This window comes from Caballeronia sp. RCC_10 (assembly GCF_041360715.1).
Classification (GTDB): domain Bacteria; phylum Pseudomonadota; class Gammaproteobacteria; order Burkholderiales; family Burkholderiaceae; genus Caballeronia; species Caballeronia grimmiae.
On the sequence record NZ_JBFUPT010000006.1, the window covers coordinates 62852 to 79554 of the forward strand.

The window sequence follows — 16703 nt, forward strand, 5'->3', positions numbered from 1 at the left end:
CTTGCTGTGCGTGCTATGCGTGAAGCTGGATCGGCGACACTTCGAACACGCAATGGTCGTGGCCTTCCGCCGCGCATTGCGTTTCGATGGAACGCGAGCGCGGGCCCTTCTTCGTGCTGTCGGGTGCGGTGTCGTTCACCCAGTCCATCGCGCCCGCGAACCATCCGGCGAACATGTAGCAGAGCTTGCCCTGCTTGCCCGGCTGCGCGAGCACGAAAGACGAATGACGCAAATGGATGCGCGCCATCGCGCTTTGCGGGTCCGATTCGACGATATCGAAGAGACCCCAGCCGCGTTGCGAAAGACGCTTCAGGTAGTGCTCGAACACCGCCATGCCGGCGATGCCGTGCTTCGCGGCTTCCTTGTCGCACCAGTGATACGCGGACTTGTAGCCGGCCTTGTAGAGAATCTCGGCGTACGTCTCGCGTCCGAGCGCTTCTTCGACGGCCACGTGGTTGTTCGTGAAGAAATGGCGCGGTACGTACAGCATCGGCAGCGCGTCGGTGGTCCAGACGCCGGTTTGCGCGTCGACGTCGATAGGCAGTTGCGGTTGCATCGCGGGTTCCCTTATTAATTGTTTAGACGTGCCACACTTCGCCGAATACGCGCAGCCAGTTCTCGCCCATCACCTTCTTGATGCGCGACTCGCTCCACCCGGCGCGCTGCATTGCGGCGGTGAGATTCGGAAACTCGCCGATCGTTCGAATGCCTTCCGGATTCACGACCTTGCCGAAGTTCGTCAGCCGGCGATAACGGCCCTTGTCGTGCGTGATCCAGTCGAAAAACTCAGTGCTGTAGCCTTGCGTGAAGTCCGTGCCGATGCCGACCTTGTCTTCGCCGATCACATCGATCACGTATTCGATCGCTTCGAGATAGTCATCGACATTCGCCTCCGCGCCGCGCTTGAGGAACGGTGCGAACATCGTCACGCCGACGAAGCCGTTGGCATCGGCGATTTCCTTCAGCTGCTCGTCGGTCTTGTTGCGCGGATGTTCCTTGAGCCCCGACGGGCAGCAATGCGAATACGTCACGGGCTTTTTCGAACACGCGATTGCATCCGATGACGTCTTCGCGCCGACGTGCGAGAGATCCACCAGGATGCCCACGCGGTTCATCTCCTGGATCACTTCGCGGCCATAGCCCGAGAGACCGCCATCGGCCTCATAACAGCCGGTGCCGACGAGATTCTGCGTGTTGTAGCAGAGTTGCACGACGTTCACGCCCAGTTCCTTGAACACTTCGATATAGCCGAGGTTGTCCTCGAACGCATACGAGTTCTGGAAGCCGAAGATGATCCCGGTCTTGTTCTCCTTCTTCGCGCGCAGGATGTCGTCGGTCGTGCGCACCAGCGTGAGAATCTCGCTGTATTCGCGGATCTGCTGCTTCATTTCCGCGATGTTGTCGATGGTCTTCTGGAAGTCTTCCCATACCGAGACCGTGCAGTTGACGGCCGTGACGCCGCCCTTGCGCATGTCCTCGAACACGGAGCGCTCGAACTTCGAGATGTTGAGACCGTCGATGATGATGCTGTCGTCGTGCAAAGTGCTCATCGCTTGTTGCTCCGTGTTCTCAGTAGATGGGGAAGCGCTCACACAGCGCAAAAATTTGGCGGCGCACGCGTTGTTCGGTTTGCGGATCGCCTTCCGGATGCTCACGCAGCGAGTCGAATACTTCGAGAATGAGGCGGCCGGTTTCGCGGAATTCGTTCACGCCGAAGCCGCGCGTCGTGCCGGCGGGCGTGCCGAGGCGAATGCCCGATGTGACCGTGGGCTTTTCCGTATCGAACGGAATGCCGTTCTTGTTGCACGTGATGCCCGCGCGTTCCAGCGCCTGTTCCACCTGATTGCCCTTCAGGCCCTTCGGACGCAAATCGACGAGCAGCAAGTGGTTGTCGGTGCCGCCCGTGACAAGATCGACGCCGCCTGCCTTCAGCACTTCGCCGAGCGCCTGTGCATTGGCGAGCACGTCGTCGATATATGTCTTGAATGAAGGCTGCAACGCTTCGCCGAACGCGACGGCTTTGCCCGCGATCACGTGCATCAGCGGGCCGCCTTGCAGCCCCGGAAACACGGCTGAATTGATCTTCTTGGCGATGTCCTCGTCGTTCGTCAGGACGAAGCCGCCGCGCGGGCCGCGCAGCGTCTTGTGCGTCGTGGACGTGACCACGTGTGCATGATCGACCGGATTGTCATGGCGGCCCGCCGCGATGATGCCCGCGATATGCGCCATATCGACCATGAGCTTCGCGCCCGCCGCGTCGGCGATGGCGCGCAGGCGCTTGAAGTCGAGCTTGCGCGGATACGCCGAGAAGCCCGCGATGAGGAGCGACGGCTTGTGCTGCTGCGCGAGCTCTTCGATCTGCTCGTAGTCGATCAGCATGGTGTCGCGATTCACGCCGTACTGCACCGCGTTGAACCACTTGCCCGACAGCGCCGGCTTCGCGCCGTGCGTCAGGTGCCCACCTGCATCGAGCGACATGCCGAGCACGGTATCGCCCGGCTTCGTGAGCGCGAGCATCACCGCGCCATTGGCCTGCGCACCCGAATGCGGCTGCACGTTGGCGAACTTCGCGTTGAACAGTTGCTTGATGCGGTCGATTGCGAGCGTTTCCACTTCATCGACGAATTCGCAGCCGCCGTAGTAGCGCTTGCCCGGATACCCTTCCGCGTACTTGTTCGTGAGCACGGAACCTTGCGCTTCCAGCACGGCGCGCGACACGATGTTTTCCGACGCGATCAGCTCGACTTGCGATTGCTGTCGTTCCAGCTCGCGCAGGATCGCACCGCGCACTGGGGCGTCCCGCGTCGCGAGCGGCGCGTCGAAGAAGGGATTCGAGTTAGACATTGAGAGGTCCGGGGTCAGTAGAAGAACGGTCGGTGGATGAAGCTCGCGCTTTCATCGTTGCGTCTATTCTTGACCTTCGTCTTCCCGGTCAATTTATGAATTTAGACGCGTTCTTTACCTTTTCCGACATGCGCGTCTGTTTTCGACAAGTGCCGAATCAGCTTTGGGTGTAGTGGCGTTTTTAGTACGCTCGCGCTGCACGCTGGCGGAACGATCGTGCGCCGAGTCAGTGCTTGTGCACGACCGTGCGCGCCGCCCTAGTGCGTCGCCTTCAGCCAAACGAAGGCGCCGCCCCGCCTATTCAGGGTTTAGCCCGATGGCATGCAAGTTGCACTCGTTATCACAATGCAGGAGTGGCACAAGGCCGCAGCCACGGCGTTAAACAATAGATTCGATTCCAAGGAATCAATTTCCCCATGTCTTCCGATCGCACGGCGGCACTGACGCACTTCGCGTTCATGCCGCTGCCCAACTTCACGATGATGGCGTTCACCAACGCGATCGAAGTGCTTCGCATGGCGAACTATCTGACGGGGCAGCCGTTGTATCGGTGGTCTATCGTCAGTCCCGAAGGCGGGCCGGTGACGGCCAGCAACGGGCTATCCGTCGATACGGGGCCGGTGGAATGCGTGGGACAGCCGGATATCGTGTTCGTGGTCGGCGGCATCGACGTGCAGCGTGCAACGACGCCCGCTCATCTGTCCGCATTGCGACGCTTTGCGCGCACGGGCAGCATGCTCGGCAGCCTTTGCACCGGAACGTATGCGCTCGCCCGCGCCGGCTTGCTGGCGGGCTATGCATGCGCGATTCATTGGGAGAACATGTCCGCGCTCAAGGAAGAGTTTCCGGATACGCGTTTCCTGAAGGAACTGTTCGTCATCGACCGCGATCGCGTGACGTGCACGGGCGGCGTTGCACCGCTCGACATGATGCTGAACCTGATCGCGGCGCGCGTCGGCACAGCGCGCGTGACGCAGATTGCGGAGCAGTTCATTGTCGAACACGTGCGCGATACGAGCGCGCAGCAACGCATGCCGCTCGTCGCAAGGTTGGGATCAGCGAACAAGTCCTTGTTCGAAGTCATTTCGCTGATGGAGAACAACATCGAAGAGCCGCTTTCGCGCGAAGAACTCGCGCGGCTGGCCGGCATGTCGCAAAGGCAGTTGCAGCGGCTTTTCCGCGAGCATCTCGGCATGACGCCGACGCATTACTATCTGACGCTGCGCCTGCGCCGCGCGCGCGAGTTGCTGCTACAGACGGATATGTCCATCATGCACATCACGATGGCTTGCGGGTTTCAGTCAGCTTGCCATTTCTCGAAGAGTTATCGCGATGCGTTCGGCACTGCGCCGACGCGCGAGCGAAGGAAGCAGGCGCCGTCCCTGAGCGCGGTGCCGGTAATGGCGGCCTGACGACTTGCGCCGCTGCAAAAAAAAGCGCCTCTTTTCAGAGGCGCTTTTGCTTTCTTAGGCCGCCTTGAGCAAGCCGTGCGGATCGAGCACGAACTTGCGCGGCGCGCCGCCATCGAACTTGCGATAACCATCCGGCGCTTCATCGAGCGAAATCACCGACACGTTCACGATATCCGCGATCGGCAGACGGTCCCACAGAATCGCCTGCATCAGGTTACGGTTGTACTTCATCACCGGCGTCTGGCCCGTATGGAACGAATGCGACTTCGCCCAGCCGAGGCCGAAGCGGATGCTCAGGCTGCCTCGTTTGGCGGCGGCATCGGCGGCGCCGGGATCGTCGGTCACGTAGAGACCCGGAATGCCGATCGCGCCTGCTGCCTTGGTGATTTCCATCAGCGAATTGAGGACCGTGGCCGGCGCTTCCTCGTTGTGTTCGTTGCCATGACCATGTGCTTCGAAGCCGACGCAATCGACGGCGCAATCGACTTCGGGCTTGCCGAGAATCTGCTCGATCTGTTCGGCGAGTGTCGCGTCCTTCGACAAATCGATCGTCTCGAAGCCCATCTTGCGTGCATGCGCGAGGCGCTCCTCGTTCATGTCGCCGACGATCGTGCATGCCGCGCCCAGCAAACGCGCCGATGCGGCTGCCGCCATCCCGACAGGCCCCGCGCCCGCGATATAAACCGTTGCGCCCGGCTTCACGCCTGCCATGACCGCACCGTGGTAACCCGTCGGGAGGATGTCCGAGAGGCAGGTGAGGTCGCGGATCTTCGACATCGCCTGAGCCTTGTCGGGGAACTTGAGGAGGTTGAAGTCGGCGTACGGGACCATGACGTACTCGGCCTGTCCGCCGATCCAGCCGCCCATGTCGACATAGCCATACGCACCGCCTGCGCGCGACGGGTTCACGTTGAGGCACACGCCCGTGTGTTGCGCCTTGCACGTGGGGCAGCGTCCGCATGCGACGTTGAAGGGCACGGAGACGAGATCGCCGATGGACAGCGTCTCCACGTCGCGCCCGATTTCGATGACTTCGCCGGTGATCTCGTGTCCGAGCACGAGGCCGACTTCGGCGGTCGTGCGGCCGCGGACCATGTGTTGATCGGACCCGCAGATGTTGGTGCTGACGACTTTGAGAATGACGCCGTGGCCGATGTCGCGGCCACGCGGATCGACCATTCTTGGATAGTCGATGGACTGGACCTCGACCTTGCCCTGACCGAGATATACGACGCCGCGATTGGTGCTCATTGATACGTCTCCTTGGATTCGTGAACGGCAGGCGCGGGCTTTCTCTCTGCGTGCGATGCTCGCGGCCCTGAAGGGAGAGTAGGGGGTTTCAGCGGCGTTCGATGGGGGGAATGCGACGTGAGGTTGGTTGAGAGCGACTTCTGAGTTCGTTGAACGCCCTCACCCCCCGACCCTGCCCCTCGCCGCCGCCGCTACGCGCATCAACGCGTCGGCACTGAGTCTGGCGGCAATCGTCTTGACATACTCGTGATGCCGCGCTTCCAGCGGTGCATCGAGATACTGCGCGTGCAGATAGCGAATCAGCGCGATTCGCCTGTGCTTCAACGCAATGCTCCGCTCAAGCAAAGCAAGCGCGGCACGCGCGTCGCGATCCCTATACGCGCGTTCGGACAGCCGCGCCGCCGTATCGCGCGATGCGTTCATGCGCTCACTGCATCCACGGCACGATGCGCGCGCCAGGCATCGTAATCGGCACGACGCCAGTCGAGTTCGAGCGCAAGCCGCCGCGTGCCCTCGCGAATCTTCGGCTTATGTAGCGTCAGCGTGAGCGCATCGAGCGCGGGCCATGCGTCGAACGACAACGCCGCAATTTCCACCGCCAGCGTCTCGAGCAATCGCGTATGCGGCTTCTCATGCAAATATGCCGTGACCCGATTGCACCACGCTTCGTAATCGATGAGACCATCGCACGCTTCATGCGGCGTACCGCGATACCGCAGGCTCGCATCGATCGACACAGCCTGCGGCGCGCGATGCTCATGCTCGTACAGGCCAATGCGCGTCATCACGACGAGCTCATCGACGACGACGCGCCAGCCCTGCCCGCCGGCATTCAGAGGCTCGAACGGCTTCACGACAACAGCGGCTCGGCGGCATCGAGCATGATCTTCACGAAGTAATCCGCAAAGCTGCGACGCACGATGAGTTCGAAGCGATCGCCACCGAGCGGCACCAGCGTCAGCGACGCCTTGAAGTAATGGCTCTGCGCACACTGTCCAGCACCGAATACCTTCGGATGCAGATCGAGCGGACAGCCGCGCGACAGGACCTCGCGCGTGCGCGGTCCGTCGATGTCGAGCACCGTGTAGCCGCTACCGATATCCACCGCCGCTGCGAACGCACCCGCGAATGCTTCACGCAACCGCGCTTCCAGCGGCGCGGCACGCGATGCGTCGTGCGCCGCTTCGGAAACCACGAGCCACTCGTCCGGGCCGAGCCACAGCACGTCATAGCCGTTGCCTTTCGCGACCGTGTTCGGCTTCTCCGGCGGTGCACATCCAATCACGGCCTCCACGGCGCGCAAGAAGGCGGCATCGCGCGTATCGCCGCGCACGTTCACGAGCTGAAGGAACGGCCGCTCCGTCAAACGAAACGCCTTCGACGCGCCCGCCTGATGCGCCTTCAACAACGCATCCGCACCCACGAGCGGCGACTCCTGCCACACGCCCTGCCCGACCGTCACCCGATCGACGACAGTCGAGGAACCCTTGATCTCATTCAACATGCTGACGTGCTCCTTCGCTGTCATAGAACACAGAACTGGTGATCTTCGCATTGACCTGCTTGCCGTTCGCAAGCGGGATCATGACCGCTTCGCCGATCTTGTCGAGACCGCCCTTCACGACGGCCAACGCAATCGAACGCTTTAAAACAGGGCTGAAATAACTGGACGTGACATGGCCAAGCATTGGCGCGGTATCGCCCTGGAACGGACCCGCGACGATCTGCGCGCCTTCCGGCAGCACGACCGACGGATCATCCGTCAGCAGCCCGACGAACTGCTTGCGCCCGGCCTTCGCCGTATCCGAGCGCGTGAGCGAACGCTTGCCGATGAAGTCCTTCGACTTCGCGACGAGCCCGCCCATGCCGAGGTCATACGGGGTCATCGAACCGTCGGTATCCTGGCCGACGATGATGTAGCCCTTCTCCGCACGCAGCACGTGCATCGTCTCGGTGCCGTACGGCGTGATGTCGAACTCCGCGCCCGCTTCCATCAGTGCTTCCCACACCGCGCGGCCCACGTTGGCCGGCACGTTCACTTCGTAGGCAAGCTCGCCCGAGAAGCTGATGCGCATCACACGCGCCGATGCGCCCGCCACCGTGCCATCGCGATAGCTCATGAACGGGAAAGCGGCATTCGCGAAGTCGATGTCCTGACACACCTTCTGCAGCACCTTGCGGCTGTTCGGGCCGACGACGGCGAACGTCGCCCAGTGATCCGTCACGGATGCGAGCCGCACGCGCATGTCGGGCCACTCCGTCTGCAGCCAGCGTTCGAGCCACGTCAGCACGCGCGCCGCGCCGCCGGTGGTCGTCGTCATCATGTAGTGATGTTCGGCGAGGCGCACGGTCACGCCATCGTCGAAAATCATGCCGTTTTCATCGAGCATCAGACCATAACGGCATTTGCCCACCTCGAGCTTGCTCCACGGATTCGTGTACATCCAGTTGAGCAGCTTCGCGCTGTCCGGACCCTGAATGTCGATCTTGCCGAGCGTCGATGCATCGAGAATGCCGACGCTCTGCCGCACCGCCAGCGATTCACGCGCGACCGCCGCGTGCATGTCCTCGTTGCCGCGCGGGTAATACCACGGGCGCTTCCAGTTGCCGACATCCTCGAACATCGCGCCGTTCTGCACGTGCCATTCGTGAATCGCGGTCTTGCGCACCGGATCGAGGAACTCGCCGAGCTCGCGGCCCGCGAACGTGCCGAAGGTCACAGGCGTGTAGTTCGGGCGGAAGGTGGTCGTGCCCGTCTCGGGAATGGTCTTGCCGAGCGCCTGCGCGAGAATCGCCATGCCGTTGATGTTGCCGAGCTTGCCCTGATCCGTGCCGAAGCCCATCGCCGTATAACGCTTGACGTGCTCCACCGATTCGAAGCCTTCACGCGCCGCGAGGAAGATGTCGGCGGCGGAGACATCGTTCTGGAAGTCGACGAACTGCTTCGGACCGCGCGTTGCAAGTTCGCGGCCGCCGACGAGCCACAGCGGCAAGAGCGGCGCTTCCGCGATTTCCGCGACCTTCACCGGCGCCGGCCGCGCAACGATATGACCCGCCGCACGCGCCGCTTCCGCGCCGGCATCGAGACCGAAGCGAATGCCGCGCGCCAGCGTAAATTCGCCCGCGCATGCGCCGACGCTGCTTTCGGCCTGCATCGCCTTGCCGGGAACGAAGCACGCTTTCTCGTCGTGCCAGTGCGCCTTGCCGCCCGATTGCGCGAACAGATGCAGCACCGGGCTCCAGCCGCCCGACATCGCGACCAGATCGCATTGCAGGTCCGTTTGCTTCGCGCCGACCTGGCCCTTCGCAAACGAAGCAACTTCCACCGACGACACGCGCAGCTTGCCATGCGCCGCCGTGATCACCGCGTCGTTCAGCACGCGCACGCCATAGCGCCGCGCGGCGGCGGGCAATGCGCCTTTCGATTCCATCGGACGGGGATCGACGACCGTCACGTTCGCGCCTGCGGCCTTAAGATCGAGCGCGCACTGGTAGGCGTCGTCGTTATTCGTGAACACCACCGCGTTGCGTCCCGGCAGCACCGCATACCGATGCAGATACGTCGATACCGCCGACGCCAGCATCACGCCCGGCAGATCGTTGTTGCCGAACACGATGGGGCGCTCGTGCGCGCCGGTCGCGAGCACCACGCGTTTCGCGCGCACTTTCCACATCAGTTCGCGCGTGCCCTTGCGAGTCGACACGGGCAGATGCTCGGTCAGGCGCTGCGTCACGGTGACGAGGTTGTGATCCTGATAGCCGAACGCCGTGCTGCGCGAAAGGATCTTCACGTCGGGCATCTTGCGCAGTTCGCCTTCGATCTTTTGAACCCATTGCAGCGCCGGCTTGCCGTCGATCTCCGCGCGGCACGACAGCAGTGAGCCGCCGAGTTCCGGCTGATCGTCGACGAGGATCACGCGTGCGCCGGACATGCCCGCCGCATACGCTGCGGCAAGACCCGATGGCCCGCCGCCGACCACCATCACGTCGCAATGCGCGAAGCACTTGTCGTAGCGGTCGGCATCGCGCTCTACGGGCGCTTTGCCGAGGCCGGCTGCATCGCGAATCACTTCTTCGTACTTCGGCCACAGCTTGCGCGGCCACATGAACGTCTTGTAGTAGAAGCCTGCCGGAATGAAGCGCGCGATCTTCTGATTGACCGCCATGCGATCGTTCTCGATGTTCGGCTTCGCATTCACGCTCGATGCGACGAGGCCCTGATACAGCTCGACTTCCGTGGCGCGCGCGTTCGGCACCGTATAAGCGCCGGTTTCGAGCTGCACGACTGCATTCGGCTCTTCGACGCCCGCCGTTACGATGCCGCGCGGCCGGTGATACTTCCAGCTACGCGCGACGAAGTGCTGTCCGTTCGCGAGCAACGCGGAGGCGAGCGTATCGCCCTGATAGCCCTGATACGTCTTGCCATTGAACGTGAAGGTCAGCGCGATCGCGCGATTGATGCGCCCACCCGTGGCGAGTCGGTCTTTCTGGCTCATTTCGACGCTCCCTCCTTGTTGTCCATCGCAGCCAGCGGACGGTCGAACGTCTCGTAGCCCTGAATCTCGTATGACACCGTGTCGCGCTGAGCCTTGAACCAGCGGCGGCAGCCCTGCGCGTGCATCCATTGCTCGCGATGCACGCCGCGCGGATTGCGGCGCATGAAGAGGTAGTCGCCCCATTCCTTGTCGGTGAGCTTCTCGGTATCCAGCGGACGCGCAATGTCGGCTTCGCCGCCGCAGGAAAACTCGGTTTCGGCGCGCGGCCCGCACCAGGGGCATTCGATCAGCAACATGTTTGCAACTCCCTTTAGTGCGCGACGGCGGCAGCGCCGTGTTCGTCGATCAGGTGACCGGTATAGAAACGATCCAGCGAGAACGGCGCATTCAGCGCGTGCGGCTCGTCCTTCGCGATGGTGTGCGCGTACGCCCAGCCCGAACCGGGCGTCGCCTTGAAGCCGCCCGTGCCCCAGCCGCAGTTGAAGTACAGGCCCTTGACGTCGGTCTTGCTGATGATTGGGCATGCATCCGGCGACACATCGACGATGCCGCCCCACTGCCGGTTCATCCGCACGCGCGAGAACACGGGGAACATCTCGACGATGGCTTCCAGCGTGCCTTCGATGATGTGGAAACTGCCGCGCTGACCGAAGCCTGTGTATTGATCCACGCCCGCGCCAATCACGAGATCGCCCTTGTCGGACTGGCTGATGTACGCGTGCACGGCATTCGACATCACGACGGTGTTGACCACGGGCTTGATCGGCTCCGATACCAGCGCCTGCAACGGATGGCTTTCGATCGGCAGACGCACGCCCGCCATGTCGGCGATCGTCGTCGTGTTGCCCGCTGCGACGACCGCGACCTTCTTCGCCTTGATATGGCCTTTGGTCGTATCGACGCCGGTCACGCGATTGCCTTCGCGCCGGATGCCCACGACCTGGCAGTTCTGAATGATGTCGACGCCCGCCTGGTCCGCGCCGCGCGCATAGCCCCACGCGACCGCATCGTGACGCGCGACGCCGCCGCGACGCTGAATCGACGCACCCAGCACCGGATAACGGCTATTGAGGTTGATGGTCGGCTCGATCTCCTTGATCTGCGCCGGCGTGAGGAATTCGGCATCGACGCCATTGAGACGGTTCGCGTTCACGCGGCGCTCGGTATCGCGCACGTCCTGCAGCGTATGCGCGAGATTCATCACGCCGCGCTGGCTGAACATCACGTTGTAGTTGAGGTCTTGCGACAGCCCTTCCCACAGCTTCATCGCCTTCTCGTACAGTGCAGCGGACTCGTCCCACAGATAGTTCGAACGCACGATGGTCGTGTTGCGCGCCGTATTGCCGCCGCCGATCCACCCCTTCTCGAGGATCGCGACATTGGTGATGCCGTGCTCCTTCGCGAGGTAGTAAGCAGTCGCGAGGCCGTGCCCGCCGCCACCGACGATGACCACGTCGTATTCGCGCTTCGGCTCGGGACTGCGCCACTGACGCTCCCAGTTCTCGTGATACGACATGCCGTTGCGCAGCAGGCTGAATATCGAATAGCGGCTCATGGTGTTTCCCTTGTTTCGTAGCGGTGTTTCAGCACTCGATGACGTTCACGGCCAGCCCGCCGCGCGACGTCTCCTTGTATTTCGTCTTCATGTCGGCGCCGGTTTCGCGCATCGTCTTGATGACCGAATCGAGCGACACGTAATGCGTGCCGTCGCCCTTCATCGCCATGCGCGCGGCGTTGATCGCCTTGATCGCGCCCATCGCGTTACGCTCGATGCATGGAATCTGCACGAGGCCGCCGACCGGATCGCAGGTCATGCCGAGGTTGTGTTCCATGCCGATTTCAGCGGCGTTCTCGACTTGCGCGGGCGTGCCGCCCATCACGGCTGCGAGCGCGGCGGCGGCCATCGAGCACGCGACGCCCACTTCGCCCTGGCAGCCCACTTCCGCGCCCGAGATAGACGCCGTCTCCTTGTAGATGATGCCGATGGCCGCCGCCGTCAGAAGGAAGCGCACGATGCCTTCGTCGTTCGAGCCGTGCATGAACTTGACGTAGTAGTGCAGCACGGCGGGAATCACGCCAGCCGCGCCATTGGTCGGCGCGGTCACGACCCGCCCGCCCGATGCGTTCTCTTCGTTGACGGCCATCGCATAGAGATTGACCCAGTCGAGCATCGAAAGCGGATCGCGCAGCGATTCCTCGGAGCGCGAACGCAATTGCGCGCTCAGATCGGCGGCACGGCGCTTCACATGCATCGGGCCGGGCAATTCGCCGCGTTCCTTGCAGCCGCGCTCGACGCACGCGGCCATCACGCGCCACACGGCGAGCATGCCTTCGCGCACCTCGGTTTCGCTGCGATTCGCGCATTCGTTCTGCATCGCGATATCGGCGATAGACAGACCTGTCTCCCGGCAGACGCGCATCAGGTCGTCGCCGGTGCGAAACGGATACGGCACGTTGCCGCCGGCGCGCACGCCGTTCACGCGATCGCCTTCGCGATTCACCACGAAGCCGCCGCCGATCGAGTAATACTCCTTCTCCACGAGCAACTGGCCGTGTTCGTCGAAAGCCTGAAAGCGCATGCCATTCGGATGCACGATGCTCGATCCCGCCGCACCCGGCATCAGCTTCCGATAGAAGCCGATGTGCTCGCGCTCCTCGAACGCAACGGCGTGCTTGCCGAGCAGCATCAGGCGCCGCGTTTCGCGGATCTCCTGGAGACGCGGCGCGATCATGTCGGGATCGATCAGATCGGGCAGATTCCCTTCGAGGCCGAGCAGCACGGCCTTGTCCGTGCCGTGGCCCTTGCCGGTCGCACCGAGCGAGCCGAACAGTTCCGCCCGCACGCGCGTGACGAAACCCAGCAGATTCGCGTCTTCGATATGCGATGCAAAGCGGCATGCCGCGATCATCGGGCCGACCGTGTGCGAGCTGGAAGGACCGATGCCGATCTTGAACAGATCGAAAACGCTGACATTCATGGCGTGCCCTCAGGCTTGGCGGTTCGGTTGCGTGACCGGGCAAAGACCCGATCACGACATGGGCACATTGCACCAAACCGCAATTCCGGCTGATAGAACAAAAACGGCATCGAAATGGGATGGCGGCGTCAGCCATTTTTTGGAAGCGCCGCCCATGACGGATTTCCTACGATTCCCGACGCGCCATCGAAGGTCGGCGCGTAACAGAGCGATTCGATCGCGGCGCGTTTCTGCGCCGATTCGTTGCAAAACCGGATGTTTTTGAGACTGGTCCGAGAGGCTGAAAAGGCGCGTCTCGGTATATTCCCTAGGTCCGCGAGTGGCCGGCGACCCAAGACCCGCAGCCTCTCCTTCTCGATCTTCCCTTCACCGGTTCACAGCAATGGATAGTCACGCTCTTCCCGATCAGTTCTTCAAGTCCTGGGTTCTCGCGTTCGTGATCGGCGCGAGTGTCGTCGGCGCGCTTCAGGCAGTCGGCCTGGTCTCCCCGGATCACATCCTCACGCGATACGTCCCGCTCTGGGGCGCACTGGTCATCGCGTGCTCCATCGATCCCGCCCTGCGCTACTTCGGCGTATTGAAGGCCGAAATCGAGCAACGCTGGGGCGATTACACCATCGCCAGTGTGCTCGGCCGTTCGACGGGCGCGCTTCTCGGCGGCGTGTTCGCCTGGGCCTTCGCCGTTCTCGGCGGCTGAATTCTCCTCTACGCCGCGCCACGCAGCGTGGCGCTCTCCCGTTTCTGATCATGCGTGCATGGCGCGCGCCCGGTGTTATGCTCGCTGCATAACGTCCAGCCGCCGCACGTCACACGCATGAACCCCGCCGATTCCCTTCCGCCGCTCTCCATCGACGGCCAGTCGAAATCACGTATTCGCTTCGGCATCGTGCTGTTGCCGAACTTCACGCTGACCGCGTTTTCCGGTTTCGTCGATCTGCTGCGTCTGTCCGCCGACGAAGGCGATTTCAGCCGCCCGGTACGCTGCTCATGGAGCGTGATCGGCGAAACGCTTGCGCCCGTGCGCGCGAGTTGCGGCATTCAGATCACGCCGTGGGAAACCTTCGAGAAGGCGGAGCCGTACGATTACGTAGTCGTCGTTGGCGGCTTGCTGCACTCGGGACCGTCCGCGAGCGAAGTCACGCTGCAGTTCATCCGCCGCGCCGCCGCAGCCAACGCGACGATCGTCGGCATGTGCACGGGCGTGTTCACACTGATGCGCGCGGGCGTGCTCGACGGCCATCGCGTGTGCGTGAGCTGGTTCCACTACTGGGACTTCGTGGAGCGATTCCCGCATGCGGACGAACAGATGCTCGTCGCCGACCGGCTCTTCGTCATCGACAGAAGGCGCATTACGTGTTCGGGCGGGCGCGCGTCCATCGACGTGGCCGCCGCCATTCTGCTGCGTCACTTCGAGACCGCGACGGTGCAGAAGGCGCTGCGCATCCTGCTCGTCGACGACATGCAGAAGGGCAACGCGCCGCAGCCGCATCCGCCGGGTCTCGCGCCGGCTACGCATCCGAAGGTCAAGCGCGCGATCCTGCTGATGGAACAGCACGTTGGCCGCACGCTGACGCTCGACGAACTCGCGCACAAGCTCGATATGTCCACGCGTCAGCTCGAACGCCTCTTCAAGGCGGAGACCGGCAAGGCGCCGCAGGCGTACGCGAAACAGGTGCGTCTGCGCACGGCCGCGTGGCTGCTGACGAGTTCGGATAAAACCGTGGCCGATATCGCGTCGAGTTGCGGCTTCTCGGATGCATCGCATCTTGGCCGCGAGTTTCGCAAGCAATTCGGCCTTCCGCCGATGATGTATCGTGAGCAGCGCGGCGCACAGGACGCCGAAGAGACAGCGCATCACGCAATGGACTACGACGAGACTTTCCCCGGCCGCGCGCAAGCAATCTAGCGCACCTGTTCCACGTTGCCCGCGGCCTCACCTATAGGAGAAGCGGCATGGAGACTCAAGGTTATTCGCAGGAAGAATGGGCATTGCGTTGCGATCTGGCGGCGCTGTATCGCGTGATCGCGCATTTCCGCTGGACCGACATGATCTTCACGCACATCAGCGCGCGCGTGCCGGGACCGGAGCATCACTTTCTCATCAACCGATACGGCGTGCTCTTCGATGAAATGCGCGCGTCGGATCTCGTGCGTATCGACAGCGAAGGCCGCCCCGTGAATGCCGATGCCGCGCATCCCGAGCGGTATCTCGTCAATCCGGCCGGCTTCACGATTCATTCCGCGATTCACATGGCGCGGCCCGATGTGGTGTGCGTCGTGCACACGCATACGCCCGCCGGCGCGGCGGTATCGGCGCAAAAGCAGGGCCTTCTGCCGATCAGCCAGCACGCGCTGAAGTATTACGGGCATCTCGCGTATCACGACTACGAGGGCATCGCGCTCGATCTCGCCGAACGCGACCGTCTCGTCAACGATCTCGGCCCGCACAACGCGATGATCCTGCGCAACCACGGCCTGCTCGCGTGCGGCAATTCGGTTCCGACTGCGTTTCAGGAGATGTACTTTCTGGAGCGCGCATGCGAGATCCAGTTGCGCGCGCTCGCGGGCGGCGTGGAACTGAATATCCCGTCCGCCAGAGTGTGCGAAATCACCGCCGGGCAGTATCGGAGCGACGAAATCGAAGGCGTGACCGCGCTGCAATGGCAGGCCGCGTTGCGGATGATCGAGGGCGGCAAGACAGACTATCGAACCTAGCTTTCGACGGGCGTCACGCGGAAAGACGCCGCTCCATGCTCGGCGCATGACCGTATTGCGCGCGATACGCCTTGCTGAAATGGCAAGGCGAATGGAATCCGCAGATGCTCGTCACGCGCGCAATGGACGCATCGGTGTTGCGCAACAGATCACGGGCGCGTCGCAGGCGCAGCGTCAGGTAGTAATGCGTCGGCGACACGTTGAGGAACATCTTGAACATGCGCTGCAAGTGACGTTGCGACAGATGCACGAGCCGCGCAAGTTCATCGAGCGATAGCGGCTCTTCGATGTTGGCCTCCATCAGCCGGACGACTTCAACCAGCTCCGCACGCGAGAAGCCGACGCGCGCATCGACGGGTATGTGCTGATAGTCGCTCGAACCGCGTATGCGCTCTACGATGAATTGTTCGGACACCTGAGCGGCTACCGGTTGCCCGAGTCTCAGGCCGACGAGGTTGAGCATCAGATCGAGCGGTGCGGTGCCGCCCGTGCAGGTCACGCGATCGCGGTCGATCACGAAGAGTTCGTCGGCGAAACGCACATGCGGGAAGCGCTTGTTCAACGGCGACATGTCTTCCCAATGCACCGTGCAGCGATAGCCATCGAGCAGCTTGGCCGCGAGCAACGCATAAGGACCGGTGCAGATGCCGCCGAGCGGAATGCCCGCGTCGTGCGCACGCTGCAACAGGGCGATGACGGTGTCGTCGACATAATCGGCGACGTGCCAGCCCGCGCAGACGATCAGCACATCGGGCATGCCGGCCTCGTCGAGCGTCGTCGTCGGCTTCACGGTGATGCCGTTGCTTGCTCGCGCCGGCTCGCCGTCCGGCGTGATGACCGACCACGTGTAGTGCTGCGCGCGGCCCACGTAGTTGGCCATGCGCAGCACTTCGACCGCGCTCGTGAATGCGATCATCGAGAAATTCGGCAGCGTCAGGAAGCCGAAGTGCGCGAGATTCGCAAGAGGCGATTCCGCTGCCGCCGGGACGATCGCATCACGCTTCATG

16 protein-coding genes are annotated in these 16703 nt (G+C 62.8%); 4 read left to right on the plus strand and 12 right to left on the minus strand.

Going from position 1 to position 16703, the window contains the following annotated elements:
• Positions 1 to 13 precede the first annotated feature (13 nt).
• The 3 genes from AB6804_RS13590 to AB6804_RS13600 are packed head-to-tail and all read right to left on the minus strand — an operon-like array spanning position 14 to position 2844.
• On the minus strand, positions 14 to 556 hold the full coding sequence (locus AB6804_RS13590) for a DUF5943 domain-containing protein (protein ID WP_370886876.1): 543 nt from the start codon (positions 554 to 556) through the stop codon (positions 14 to 16).
• A 22-nt stretch (positions 557 to 578) separates the two neighbouring features.
• Positions 579 to 1550 carry a dipeptidase gene (locus AB6804_RS13595; protein WP_188885365.1) on the minus strand — a complete coding sequence of 324 codons (972 nt, stop codon included), beginning with the start codon at positions 1548 to 1550 and terminating at the stop codon, positions 579 to 581.
• Positions 1551 to 1569: 19 nt separating this feature from the next.
• Positions 1570 to 2844 carry a serine hydroxymethyltransferase gene (locus AB6804_RS13600; protein WP_370886877.1) on the minus strand — a complete coding sequence of 425 codons (1275 nt, stop codon included), beginning with the start codon at positions 2842 to 2844 and terminating at the stop codon, positions 1570 to 1572.
• Positions 2845 to 3260: 416 nt separating this feature from the next.
• Here AB6804_RS13600 and AB6804_RS13605 point away from each other — a divergent pair, with 416 nt between their 5' ends.
• On the plus strand, positions 3261 to 4256 hold the full coding sequence (locus tag AB6804_RS13605; protein ID WP_035962800.1) for a GlxA family transcriptional regulator: 996 nt from the start codon (positions 3261 to 3263) through the stop codon (positions 4254 to 4256).
• A gap of 54 nt (positions 4257 to 4310) precedes the next feature.
• On the opposite strand, the gene fdhA is transcribed toward AB6804_RS13605, so the two are convergent.
• The 8 genes from fdhA to AB6804_RS13645 form a co-directional block, all read right to left on the minus strand.
• Positions 4311 to 5507 carry a formaldehyde dehydrogenase, glutathione-independent gene (gene fdhA / locus AB6804_RS13610; RefSeq protein ID WP_370886878.1) on the minus strand — a complete coding sequence of 399 codons (1197 nt, stop codon included), beginning with the start codon at positions 5505 to 5507 and terminating at the stop codon, positions 4311 to 4313.
• A 159-nt stretch (positions 5508 to 5666) separates the two neighbouring features.
• Positions 5667 to 5930: a hypothetical protein gene (locus tag AB6804_RS13615; protein ID WP_370886879.1), complete on the minus strand. Its 264-nt coding sequence runs from the start codon at positions 5928 to 5930 to the stop codon at positions 5667 to 5669.
• Positions 5927 to 6361 carry a dihydroneopterin aldolase gene (locus tag AB6804_RS13620; RefSeq protein WP_370886880.1) on the minus strand — a complete coding sequence of 145 codons (435 nt, stop codon included), beginning with the start codon at positions 6359 to 6361 and terminating at the stop codon, positions 5927 to 5929. Before AB6804_RS13620 ends, AB6804_RS13615 begins: the two co-directional genes overlap by 4 nt.
• On the minus strand, positions 6358 to 7011 hold the full coding sequence (locus tag AB6804_RS13625; protein ID WP_370886881.1) for a sarcosine oxidase subunit gamma: 654 nt from the start codon (positions 7009 to 7011) through the stop codon (positions 6358 to 6360). Before AB6804_RS13625 ends, AB6804_RS13620 begins: the two co-directional genes overlap by 4 nt.
• Positions 7001 to 10003, minus strand: coding sequence for a sarcosine oxidase subunit alpha family protein (locus tag AB6804_RS13630; RefSeq protein WP_370886882.1), 3003 nt, complete (start codon positions 10001 to 10003; stop codon positions 7001 to 7003). Before AB6804_RS13630 ends, AB6804_RS13625 begins: the two co-directional genes overlap by 11 nt.
• Positions 10000 to 10299, minus strand: coding sequence for a sarcosine oxidase subunit delta (locus tag AB6804_RS13635; protein WP_035962813.1), 300 nt, complete (start codon positions 10297 to 10299; stop codon positions 10000 to 10002). Before AB6804_RS13635 ends, AB6804_RS13630 begins: the two co-directional genes overlap by 4 nt.
• Positions 10300 to 10313: 14 nt before the next feature.
• A complete protein-coding gene (locus AB6804_RS13640; protein WP_035962815.1) occupies positions 10314 to 11558 on the minus strand; it encodes a sarcosine oxidase subunit beta family protein in 1245 nt (414 codons plus the stop codon).
• Positions 11559 to 11586: 28 nt separating this feature from the next.
• Complete coding sequence (locus tag AB6804_RS13645; RefSeq protein ID WP_370886883.1) at positions 11587 to 12981, minus strand: L-serine ammonia-lyase; 1395 nt, start codon at positions 12979 to 12981, stop codon at positions 11587 to 11589.
• Positions 12982 to 13363: 382 nt separating this feature from the next.
• Here AB6804_RS13645 and AB6804_RS13650 point away from each other — a divergent pair, with 382 nt between their 5' ends.
• The 3 genes from AB6804_RS13650 (at position 13364) to AB6804_RS13660 (ending at position 15696) form a co-directional block, all read left to right on the plus strand.
• Complete coding sequence (locus AB6804_RS13650; protein ID WP_370886884.1) at positions 13364 to 13678, plus strand: hypothetical protein; 315 nt, start codon at positions 13364 to 13366, stop codon at positions 13676 to 13678.
• Between the two features lie 117 nt (positions 13679 to 13795).
• The gene (locus AB6804_RS13655; RefSeq protein ID WP_370886885.1) at positions 13796 to 14887 is read left to right on the plus strand and encodes a GlxA family transcriptional regulator; all 1092 of its coding nucleotides are present in this window, start codon (positions 13796 to 13798) and stop codon (positions 14885 to 14887) included.
• Positions 14888 to 14934: 47 nt separating this feature from the next.
• Positions 14935 to 15696 carry a class II aldolase/adducin family protein gene (locus AB6804_RS13660; RefSeq protein WP_370886886.1) on the plus strand — a complete coding sequence of 254 codons (762 nt, stop codon included), beginning with the start codon at positions 14935 to 14937 and terminating at the stop codon, positions 15694 to 15696.
• Positions 15697 to 15709: 13 nt separating this feature from the next.
• Here AB6804_RS13660 and AB6804_RS13665 read toward each other — a convergent pair whose 3' ends face one another.
• Complete coding sequence (locus AB6804_RS13665) at positions 15710 to 16702, minus strand: GlxA family transcriptional regulator (protein WP_035962824.1); 993 nt, start codon at positions 16700 to 16702, stop codon at positions 15710 to 15712.
• Position 16703 lies beyond the last annotated feature (1 nt).

Bases quoted from the DNA above. Each gene is read 5' to 3' on its own strand.
- AB6804_RS13625 (WP_370886881.1), bottom strand. From the start codon at position 7,011: ATGTTGAATGAGATCAAGGGTTCCTCGACTGTCGTCGATCGGGTGACG.
- AB6804_RS13640 (WP_035962815.1), bottom strand. From the start codon at position 11,558: ATGAGCCGCTATTCGATATTCAGCCTGCTGCGCAACGGCATGTCGTAT.
- AB6804_RS13605 (WP_035962800.1), top strand. From the start codon at position 3,261: ATGTCTTCCGATCGCACGGCGGCACTGACGCACTTCGCGTTCATGCCG.
- AB6804_RS13615 (WP_370886879.1), bottom strand. From the start codon at position 5,930: ATGAACGCATCGCGCGATACGGCGGCGCGGCTGTCCGAACGCGCGTAT.
- AB6804_RS13655 (WP_370886885.1), top strand. From the start codon at position 13,796: ATGAACCCCGCCGATTCCCTTCCGCCGCTCTCCATCGACGGCCAGTCG.
- AB6804_RS13595 (WP_188885365.1), bottom strand. From the start codon at position 1,550: ATGAGCACTTTGCACGACGACAGCATCATCATCGACGGTCTCAACATC.
- fdhA (WP_370886878.1), bottom strand. From the start codon at position 5,507: ATGAGCACCAATCGCGGCGTCGTATATCTCGGTCAGGGCAAGGTCGAG.
- AB6804_RS13635 (WP_035962813.1), bottom strand. From the start codon at position 10,299: ATGTTGCTGATCGAATGCCCCTGGTGCGGGCCGCGCGCCGAAACCGAG.
- AB6804_RS13645 (WP_370886883.1), bottom strand. From the start codon at position 12,981: ATGAATGTCAGCGTTTTCGATCTGTTCAAGATCGGCATCGGTCCTTCC.
- AB6804_RS13600 (WP_370886877.1), bottom strand. From the start codon at position 2,844: ATGTCTAACTCGAATCCCTTCTTCGACGCGCCGCTCGCGACGCGGGAC.
- AB6804_RS13650 (WP_370886884.1), top strand. From the start codon at position 13,364: ATGGATAGTCACGCTCTTCCCGATCAGTTCTTCAAGTCCTGGGTTCTC.
- AB6804_RS13590 (WP_370886876.1), bottom strand. From the start codon at position 556: ATGCAACCGCAACTGCCTATCGACGTCGACGCGCAAACCGGCGTCTGG.
- AB6804_RS13660 (WP_370886886.1), top strand. From the start codon at position 14,935: ATGGAGACTCAAGGTTATTCGCAGGAAGAATGGGCATTGCGTTGCGAT.
- AB6804_RS13630 (WP_370886882.1), bottom strand. From the start codon at position 10,003: ATGAGCCAGAAAGACCGACTCGCCACGGGTGGGCGCATCAATCGCGCG.
- AB6804_RS13665 (WP_035962824.1), bottom strand. From the start codon at position 16,702: ATGAAGCGTGATGCGATCGTCCCGGCGGCAGCGGAATCGCCTCTTGCG.